This is a genomic window from Klebsiella sp. A-Nf5 (assembly GCF_002810545.1).
Classification (GTDB): domain Bacteria; phylum Pseudomonadota; class Gammaproteobacteria; order Enterobacterales; family Enterobacteriaceae; genus Klebsiella; species Klebsiella variicola.
Map to the genome: position 1 here is coordinate 23,357 of NZ_PIOG01000242.1, position 8,446 is coordinate 31,802.

Here is an 8,446-nt window from a genome sequence, read left to right on the forward strand (position 1 = left end):
CCCACCTGAACGGGGCGTCTTCATCATGGTTTAAAAGGGCGCGTCATCATCCATTGGTGGAAAATCATCCGGGAGTGGCTGAGGCGGTTGCTGAGACGGAGCCGCATCCTGACAGTCTTTCTTACCGCCCTTCGCTTTCGGGGATTTAGCCGGGGCCTGAGCAGGTTGTGCCGGGGCGGCAGGACTCTGCGGCTGCGCGGCGCTCTCAGGCACACCGGATTCACGGCGGCCGCCGAGCATCTGCAGGGTGCCGTTCTGGCCGACCAGCACCTCGGTGACGTAGCGCGTGACTCCGGCATCGTCCTGCCAGTTGCGGGTGCGCAGCTGGCCCTCGATGTAGACCTGCGCGCCTTTACGCAGGTATTCGCCCGCCACTTCCGCGAGCTTGCCGAAGATCACCACACGGTGCCACTCGGTGTTTTCGCGCATCTCTCCCGTCTGCTTGTCACGCCATGTTTCAGACGTGGCCAGCGGCAGATTGGCCACTGCGCCCCCGTTGGGCATGTAACGCACGTCCGGGTCCTGTCCCAGATGTCCGACCAGAATGACTTTGTTAACGCCACGTGCTGCCATGATGAATCTCCTTACTCTGTTGTTTTGTCTTTAAAAACCATCACCCGTTGAGTTGCCGGGGCCGCGGTTTTGACTTTGTGTGGGGACCTGCTGAACCTGCCCCCTGGTTGTTACCTTCACCCGTTTGAGAGCCGTTCGCCGCAAGGGCAAAGACGCCACGGCCTGACGCATCTGTCCGGGGCAGGACACAAAAGTTTTTGCGGTTCCATGCAAAAAGTTTTGTGGACTGTTCATTACACCCTGGACAGCCAATGCGACAGGTTGTGGCTATGTCAGCCCGGGCGAATGGACTCAAACGGGTGATTCGGGTACCAGGGGAAAGGAGCAGGCACCCGCCGCAACGACGGAACGCGCGGGCGCGAAACGGCGTTGCCCTGCAGAGTGCCGGCAGCCCTTCGCCGGCACGGTGAAAGCGGCGCGCCCGGAACGGTCGCAGCAAGCGCTGCCGTTGACCTCAGACATCAGACACTAGCCGGCAGGCCCGAAACCGCGTAGCGGATTCGGCGGAGCTTACCGCGTCTTTTCGCGGTTAGCGCAGTGTGGCTCGACGACTGAACCGCGCCAGCGGGTCAGGAGCCGAAGGTGGCCCCGGTGCAGATTGTGTGAAAAGAAAGTTAAACAGAGGAAGAGCTGCAGCAAGATGGAGAGTACCGGTCAGGTCAGGTAAGGTCTGGTCTGGTCTGGTCTGGTCTGGTCTGGTCAGGACTGAGACTCGCCCTTCTCTTTTCTGTACTGAACAACGCAGTACCAGGCCGAAGCCAGGAAAGCAAAAACGGTGATCAGCACGCGTAATTCGTCACCCGCTCTTTCCCCTTCAGCATCAGCGTTATGATGATGCCGGCAACGATAATCCACGCAATACCACTCCAGAGGCGCAGCTTATCCGCCACGACATTAATCAGAACAAAAGCAGCGGCCAGGATGGCCCCCCACAGAGCCGGAACAGGCTGAAACGGAATAAAAAACAGGTTAATACCGGTTAAAAACGACACGGCAGCAAACATCAGAGACATACGCACAGATTACCCTCCCTGGACACACTGAGTAAGAAAATCAATTCTGCTGATCATCGCCCGGTTTATTATATTCGGGTGCATTTGCGCGCGGCAGCTGCTGACTGTTCAGTCGATGTACGCGGAGCCGTTCACGGAAATATTCGCGCAGGTGTTCAGGCTGTTCCCGTTCAACAAGTTCCGGCATGACGGGCTTGTTCATGCGCTCCTGCCAGGCAACAGCAACAGCCACCTTATCGACGGCAACTTTATCCTGCTCCTCCTTTGAAAAAGAGGCAATATTCCACTGCGACATACGCAAATTCCGCAAAAGAAGAAAAGGTACGCAGATATTACGCTCTTAATCCTTAACTGGCGACCTGTTGAGGTGAGGCCAGTACGCAGCGCCGCAGGCGTGGCGAACCGCCTCACCGGCAGGCGAAGCCTGCCAGGATTTTCGCGCGGCCGCACCGATCTGCGAAGCCGGGTAAGCTCCCCACAGATCGTGCCGTCTCAGACCTTAAACGGGGCGTCGGGCGCCCCGATGTAGTATCAGTCCAGAGCCGCGTAAATAGCAGCGCATTCGTCATGAGAGTCAATGAAATTCCACAGCTGCGATTCCCGCAGCATCAGGTGGCGTGTCAGAGCAGCATCACCGCGTTCATGGTGCAGCCAGATACGGCGGTTGATCGCCAGCGCCGTAATGATAACTCCGGCCGCATCCGCGCTGACGGACCGATCAAACCAGTTATCCGGGTTAGTCAGATGGAAACGGTCACCGTCAGGCATCATGTAGCCGCCGCCCTCCGGAATACGGATGAAATGCCAGAAGCCTCCGCAGTAATCGGTGATGTGTTTCTCAGCGAGCGCATAGACCTGCATCTCTCCGGCCAGAAAATCGTTACCAAACAGATCCGGCAGGAACGAGAGACGGTCGGACTCCTCAACATTCAGCATGGTTTGACGGGCATGATACATAGCAACCTCCACAGGTTCATAAGATTGCGGCACTACCCGTCGCGATGAAGGAGGTTGAATAAAAGGTTTCTCTAACCCGTATTTCGACCACAGGGAGAAAAGCGGAAGCAAATGTCGCAACGCGACAGACGCAGGAATCAGGCCACAGGCCGGAGGAATGGGGCCGGGTGAAGCGGAGCCGGCGGCAACGACAAGCCGGCGACGTCCTTATCCGGTGTTGATGGCACGGCGCCGGTTTATCAGCTGCCCGTCACCAGGCGGTCCGGGAGATCTCTCGTTCTGAGCTTACCGGCGATCCGGTTTATCACTGGCCACGGAGATACCAATGTACATGCCGCTTCCCCAGATAATCTGAGAGAGCACAAATATCCACTGAGGGACGTCAACAATCAACAGCGGAAGGAGAGCAACCGTCACGATTAAAATCAGGCGGCTACCGAATTGCCGGCGCACCGGTTCAGCGGCGTCAACCGGGACGCCTGCATATCGCAGAACCTGCCTTAAACCCGTATTCATAATCACTCCACTCAGAATAAATGCACTGTACTTCAGTATATTACATTTTATTAGATAACGATTCTCCGGGCTGGCAGTGATCCTTCTGAAATTTCACTGTTTTTGCAGGAACAGCAAATGGTTACAGACAACGGCAACAAGATGACTTGAAAAAAACGGCCTTCGCAAAATAATACTGTATATATATGGGTCTTCCCCTGTTGTAGTGGCTGTTCAACTTTTCTGCTATATTTTTCACATGCAAACTGCGGATTAGGAATCATGTATGACGACTCAGCTATCTGGAGGTTGTTTGTGCCAGTTTATACGCTTCAGAGCAGTTAATCCTGGAATCCCCCACTCATGTTCCTGCGACCTTTGCCAGAAACATACAGGAAGTCAGACTGTTGTATGGCTGGAGTTTTCGGCCATAGATGTGCAATGGACTGGTGAAGGAGGTAAACCTTCTTTGTTCCGCTCTTCTGAAACATCAAGTAGGGCTTTTTGCCCGCGATGTGGTAGTTCTCTTGGTGCTATTGATGACGGTCCTGTAGTTGCTATATTGTCCGGTGTTTTTGACCAATGTCACACTGACATTTTTTCTCCTGATTCTCATTCTTTCCAGGATATGAAACCGGAATGGTGGCGGCGAATTTTTCCAGACACTATTTATTAATATTAAAAACTAATATCCAGCTTCCCGTAGTGAAACATCACGCCCAGTTTAAAGCGCTCCCTGTTTCGGTACCCCCTGGCTTTTATTCTCAGCAGTCTGATCTTGCTGTTCAGTGCCTCCGCATTACCATTTGAGACGTTATGTCGCATTGCATTGAGGATCCCGTAGAGCCTTTTACCTATTGTTTTCGCCGCATTTTTCATCATTGACACATCACTGTTGGCCGCCAGCGCCAGCCATCGTTGCCAGTCATTCCGCCGTTCCTCGCTCCATGGCCTGTTCCAGATATCCTTCGCCAGCTCTTTCAGCGCCCAGCACTGGCTGGTCAGTTTCATCTGTGTCCGCAGCCATATCAGCTTTTCCAGCCGGGATTCGGCGCTGTACTGCCACAGGAAGCGTGTCCCCTTTGCCTGTCGGCGGCTTTCTACCGGAAGGTGCGGATGTTCATTCTGCCGGGTTTTATCCACTACCTCGCCCAGTTGCTTCGCCACATGGAAGCGGTCGAAGGCGATTTTCTCAACTGCGCTGGGCAGATGGATGCGTGCAGCCCTTATATAGCCCGCATTCATGTCCATTGAGAGTGTTTTGATAGCCTGCAGTTGCCCGTCAGTCAGCGTTCTGAGGTAACCGGCGAGACTTTCTGTTCCTCGATCGTCCGTTAAGGCCAGCGCCCGCCCGTCGCGATCGGAGATCACCGTTATATACCGGTGTTCTTTTTTAAAGGCGACCTCGTCCACATTCATATGCCTGCCTGCTAATGGCTTTTTTATCCGTGCAAGACCGCGCTTAACCGCGCGAGTCATAATGCCGTCAACAGCATTCCAGCTGAGTTTTAGTTGCTTTCTGACAGCATCAATGGTGCTGATTTTTAGCCATGAGAGCACGAACGATTCGAACAGCAGCGTATACCGGCTTCCGGGCCCCGCCCACGGAACAGGCAGAGTCTGACAGCCATGCTCCGGGCACTTAATACGGGGAACATCAGCTTCAACTAATGTCGCGAACTGGCAGGTATCAAGGTGTCGCCATTGACGATGTCGGTGATCGTGAACAGGACAGGATTTACCGCAGGCAGGACAGGTTAACAGAGTGTTTTCAGCGATCCCGACGGTGACAGTAACGGAACCTGCATTTTCATCAAGGGACAAGGATTCAACCTGCCACGGCCCGATAAATTCAGAATGTGGGCATAGAGGGATTTTTCGTCCATAAACGCGTACCGGATTAAAATTAGACATCCAGAATACTTACACATTCTTCCGGCACCCAGCCAGATTCTCCGGAGTGCTTGAGCGCCCAGAACCAGCCATTAAGAGACTTTATGACAGTAATTCTCTCGCTGGACCTGACTGATAATTCATGCGCCGTATAGTCTTCAAGGCAGATGACTTCGTAGGTGCTAATGGGAGTAAATATTTGTTGTGGAGCCCATCCGGCTTTACCGGAAGGAAGCGTTACCCATACCCATCCGCGATACTCAAGATCAGAATGGCTGATAACGACAGCACTGGCTTTCTTTATAGATATGGGGTCAGGAAAAGCAGAAGTGTATTCCCTGATGACAACAGCAGCATTACTCAAGTGGTTTTCCTCCTGTTGTTGGGTAAACAGCAAAAGCCTACAACAGCCACCACAACAGGGGAAGACCCATATATATACAGTTTTAAGCAAGGGGAAAAAACGATGAAGTTCACTCCTGCAGTATCAGAAGCCAGCATAGTAAAAATTCCTTTGTTCACAGAGCGATGCCCTGCGGGTTTTCCGTCACCGGCTGCGGACTACACTGAGTCTGAACTGGATCTGAATGAGTACTGCATTCACCGGCGCCACTCCACCTATTTTGTCAGGGCGATTGGCAACTCAATGACTGATATTGGCCTCTATTCCGGCGATCTGATGGTCGTGGATAAAGCAGAACAGCCGCGGCCCGGGGATATTGTTATCGCGGAAATTGAGGGTGAATTCACCGTAAAACGCCTGCTTCTGACGCCGCGGCCAGCCCTGCAGGCGATGAACCCGGACTTCCCTTCCCTGTACCCGGATCCGGAAACGCTGCAAATTTTCGGCGTGGTAACGGCATTCATTCATAAAACCCGGAGGGCAGACTGATGTTCGCCCTGGCAGACGTCAACTCCTTCTACGCCAGTTGCGAGAAGGTTTTCAGACCGGATTTGCGCGGAAAACCGGTAGTCGTTCTCAGTAACAACGATGGCTGCGTTATTGCCCGGAGTGCTGAAGCCAAACGGCTGGGTATAAAGATGGGAACCCCCTGGTTCCAGCTCAAAGAGGCGCAGTTTCCTGAAAAACTGTACGTTTTTTCCAGCAATTACGAGCTCTACGCTAGCCTGAGTAACCGCGTGGTCGCCCTGCTGGAGGAGCTGTCTCCCCGCGTCGAACAATACTCGATAGACGAATGTTTCCTGGATGCCCGGGGAATTGGCCACTGTATGGATCTGGAGGATTTTGGCAGGCAGCTGCGTGGGCACGTTCTCAGTGGAACCGGACTGACGATCGGTGTCGGCTGCGGCGCCACAAAAACACTGGCCAAATCGGCGCAGTGGGCGTCAAAGGAATGGCCACAATTCAGGGGGATGCTGGCGCTGTCGCCCGAAAATCCACGCAGAACGGCAAAATTACTCAGCCTGCAGCCGGTGGAAGAAATCTGGGGCGTGGGGAACCGGATAGCGAAAAAAGCTGCACGTTATGGGGATCACCACCGCCCTGCAGCTGTCGCTGACGAACCCCACATTTATCCGGAAAAACTTCAACGTAGTGCTGGAGCGCACGGTACGTGAGCTGAACGGCGAGAGTTGCATTTCACTGGAAGAAGCGCCGCCGCCGAAACAGCAGATTGTCTGCAGTCGCAGCTTCGGGCAGCGGATCACCACCTACGAAGAAATGCGCCAGGCCGTATGCCAGTATGCCGAGCGCGCGGCGGAAAAGTTACGCGGTGAGCGACAGTACTGCCAGCATATCTGCACCTTCATCAAGACATCCCCTTTTGCGGTTAATGAGCCGTATTACGGTAACGTGGCCACGGAAAAACTGAACACCCCTACCCGTGACACCCGGGACATTATCGCGGCAGCGGTCAGGTCTCTGGACAGGATCTGGCTCGATGGCCACCGCTACGCAAAAGCGGGGATAATGCTCAATGATTTCAGTCCGAACGGCGTCGCGCAGCTGAATCTGTTCGATGACGTGCAGCCACGGCCGCACAGCGATGCGCTGATGAAGGTGCTCGACGGTATTAATCATTCCGGACTCGGGAAAGTCTGGTTTGCCGGACGGGGTATTGCGCCGGACTGGCAGATGAAACGGGAGATGCTGTCACCGGCATATACCACCCGCTGGAAGGAGCTGCCGGTTGCCCGTTTCTGACCGTTGAAATGACAGAAGGGACTTGCCGCCAGAGCTTACTTTACCGATCATACAGATGACTTGTCTCAGGGAGGAACCATGACAAACATCATTCTGTGTGATGTGGCTGCCAGCGTCAGCGAACTTAAAAACGATCCGGTGGCCACCGCCAGTGCCGGCGGCGGCTACCCGGTCGCGATTATTGACCGCAACCGCCCTGTTTTTTATTGTGTGCCCGCGGCTCTGTATGAACAAATGCTCGATGCGCTGGACGAAAAAGACCTGGTGCAATTGATCACAGAACGTCAACACCAGCCGCTGCGTGAAGTGGATCTCAATCAGTATCTGTGATGTGCTCCGGTGCGAGGAGCAAGGAATGTATTAAATCAATGTTAAGGAACAATATGGGTAGAAAAATCGCAGGTGTGGTTTTCTTATTCTTCGCTGTCTGGGGAATGGCTTCAGTGATTGAATTGCAGTACTGGCGTAACGCTGAAACCTATCCTGCCTGGCTGACAAAACATCTCCGGATCTCTCCCGAAAATAACGAAAAGAGCCTGATAAGGATAGGAATGGAAACCTTTGACAAGGCATGTGGTGATAACAGGGGCCTCCTTGCCGTCACCCAAAAACAAAACGGTATGTTTATGCGCTGTGATGATTCCCCCGGATTTTTTTCATGGTTCAGCGGCGTTTACAAAGTCAGTTAATCAGATAACGTGTTGGACTTTCAATATGTTACCCACACGGTTATCCCCCGTTACTGTGGATAATCAATATATTGTGTCTCAGACAGCTGCTTTTTCTACCATATGTTGTGTCCCTTATATCCCCTCGGACGGCGTGACAAACGACCTCACACTGGAGACGCTGATGACGGGACCATGTTCATCCAGGGTCGTAAGAACGGCCGGGACTGGTTACCGGCCGGACGAAGGACCGGCCAACGCGCAGCGGCGGCAGCTGGTTTTAAAAATGCTGGCGGAAATTTAAAATTAAGCCGCACACCCCGCGAAATTTTGCAAATTTCACTCAACATGCTTCGTTCAGATCCCAACAGAGCTTTCACCATCACCTGTAATAACCGCCCTGCTGCGTGATTACTCCGCTCAACAGGTTGCTGGCGACAAGCCAATACCTGTTCGTGACAGGCATTGATTGAACCGTTGTCCCAAACTAATAATCTGCCGACGATGCAGGTGGGACCGTGGTCCCAGGCAGATTACCTGACCGACGACGCAGGTGGGACCGTGGTCCCAGGCAGATAAGCTGACCGACGATGCAGGTGGGACCGTGGTCCCAGGCAGATTACCTGACCGACGACGCAGGTGGGACCGTGGTCCCAGGCAGATAAGCTGACCGACGATGCAGG

Annotated in this window: 8 protein-coding genes and 3 pseudogenes; 5 read left to right on the forward strand and 6 right to left on the reverse strand. The window is 53.7% G+C overall.

What is annotated here, in order from left to right; translation table 11 throughout:
- Positions 1–30: 30 nt before the first annotated feature.
- The 5 genes and pseudogenes from ssb to CWM53_RS23270 form a co-directional block, all read right to left on the reverse strand.
- The gene (ssb, locus tag CWM53_RS23240; RefSeq protein ID WP_100730160.1) at positions 31–573 is read right to left on the reverse strand and encodes a single-stranded DNA-binding protein; all 543 of its coding nucleotides are present in this window, start codon (positions 571–573) and stop codon (positions 31–33) included.
- Positions 574–1,272: 699 nt separating this feature from the next.
- Positions 1,273–1,592 (reverse strand): annotated as a pseudogene (locus CWM53_RS23250) (hypothetical protein).
- Positions 1,593–1,626: 34 nt separating this feature from the next.
- Entirely contained in the window at positions 1,627–1,881 is a 255-nt protein-coding gene (locus CWM53_RS23255) for a DNA polymerase III subunit theta (RefSeq protein WP_100730159.1), read from the reverse strand.
- Between the two features lie 236 nt (positions 1,882–2,117).
- On the reverse strand, positions 2,118–2,543 hold the full coding sequence (locus CWM53_RS23260; RefSeq protein WP_004118478.1) for an antirestriction protein: 426 nt from the start codon (positions 2,541–2,543) through the stop codon (positions 2,118–2,120).
- 285 nt (positions 2,544–2,828) lie between these two features.
- Positions 2,829–3,059, reverse strand: a complete 231-nt coding sequence (locus CWM53_RS23270) for a hypothetical protein (RefSeq protein WP_004206779.1) — start codon at positions 3,057–3,059, stop codon at positions 2,829–2,831.
- A gap of 265 nt (positions 3,060–3,324) precedes the next feature.
- Between CWM53_RS23270 and CWM53_RS23275 the strand changes: the two genes are divergently transcribed.
- Positions 3,325–3,714, forward strand: a complete 390-nt coding sequence (locus tag CWM53_RS23275) for a GFA family protein (RefSeq protein ID WP_100730158.1) — start codon at positions 3,325–3,327, stop codon at positions 3,712–3,714.
- A 2-nt stretch (positions 3,715–3,716) separates the two neighbouring features.
- Here the strand turns inward: CWM53_RS23275 and CWM53_RS23280 are convergent.
- A pseudogene (locus CWM53_RS23280) lies at positions 3,717–4,924 on the reverse strand (ISL3 family transposase).
- 473 nt (positions 4,925–5,397) lie between these two features.
- On the opposite strand from CWM53_RS23280, the gene umuD reads away from it, so the two are divergent.
- From umuD to CWM53_RS23305, 4 genes and pseudogenes are all read left to right on the forward strand, one after another.
- On the forward strand, positions 5,398–5,823 hold the full coding sequence (gene umuD, locus CWM53_RS23290; protein WP_100730156.1) for a translesion error-prone DNA polymerase V autoproteolytic subunit: 426 nt from the start codon (positions 5,398–5,400) through the stop codon (positions 5,821–5,823).
- Positions 5,823–7,095 (forward strand): annotated as a pseudogene (locus CWM53_RS23295) (Y-family DNA polymerase). The gene umuD and the pseudogene CWM53_RS23295 overlap by 1 nt, the downstream one beginning before the upstream one ends.
- Before the next feature lie 78 nt (positions 7,096–7,173).
- Positions 7,174–7,425, forward strand: a complete 252-nt coding sequence (locus CWM53_RS23300; protein ID WP_100730155.1) for a plasmid stabilization protein — start codon at positions 7,174–7,176, stop codon at positions 7,423–7,425.
- Between the two features lie 53 nt (positions 7,426–7,478).
- On the forward strand, positions 7,479–7,784 hold the full coding sequence (locus CWM53_RS23305) for a hypothetical protein (protein ID WP_100730154.1): 306 nt from the start codon (positions 7,479–7,481) through the stop codon (positions 7,782–7,784).
- Positions 7,785–8,446: the final 662 nt, after the last annotated feature.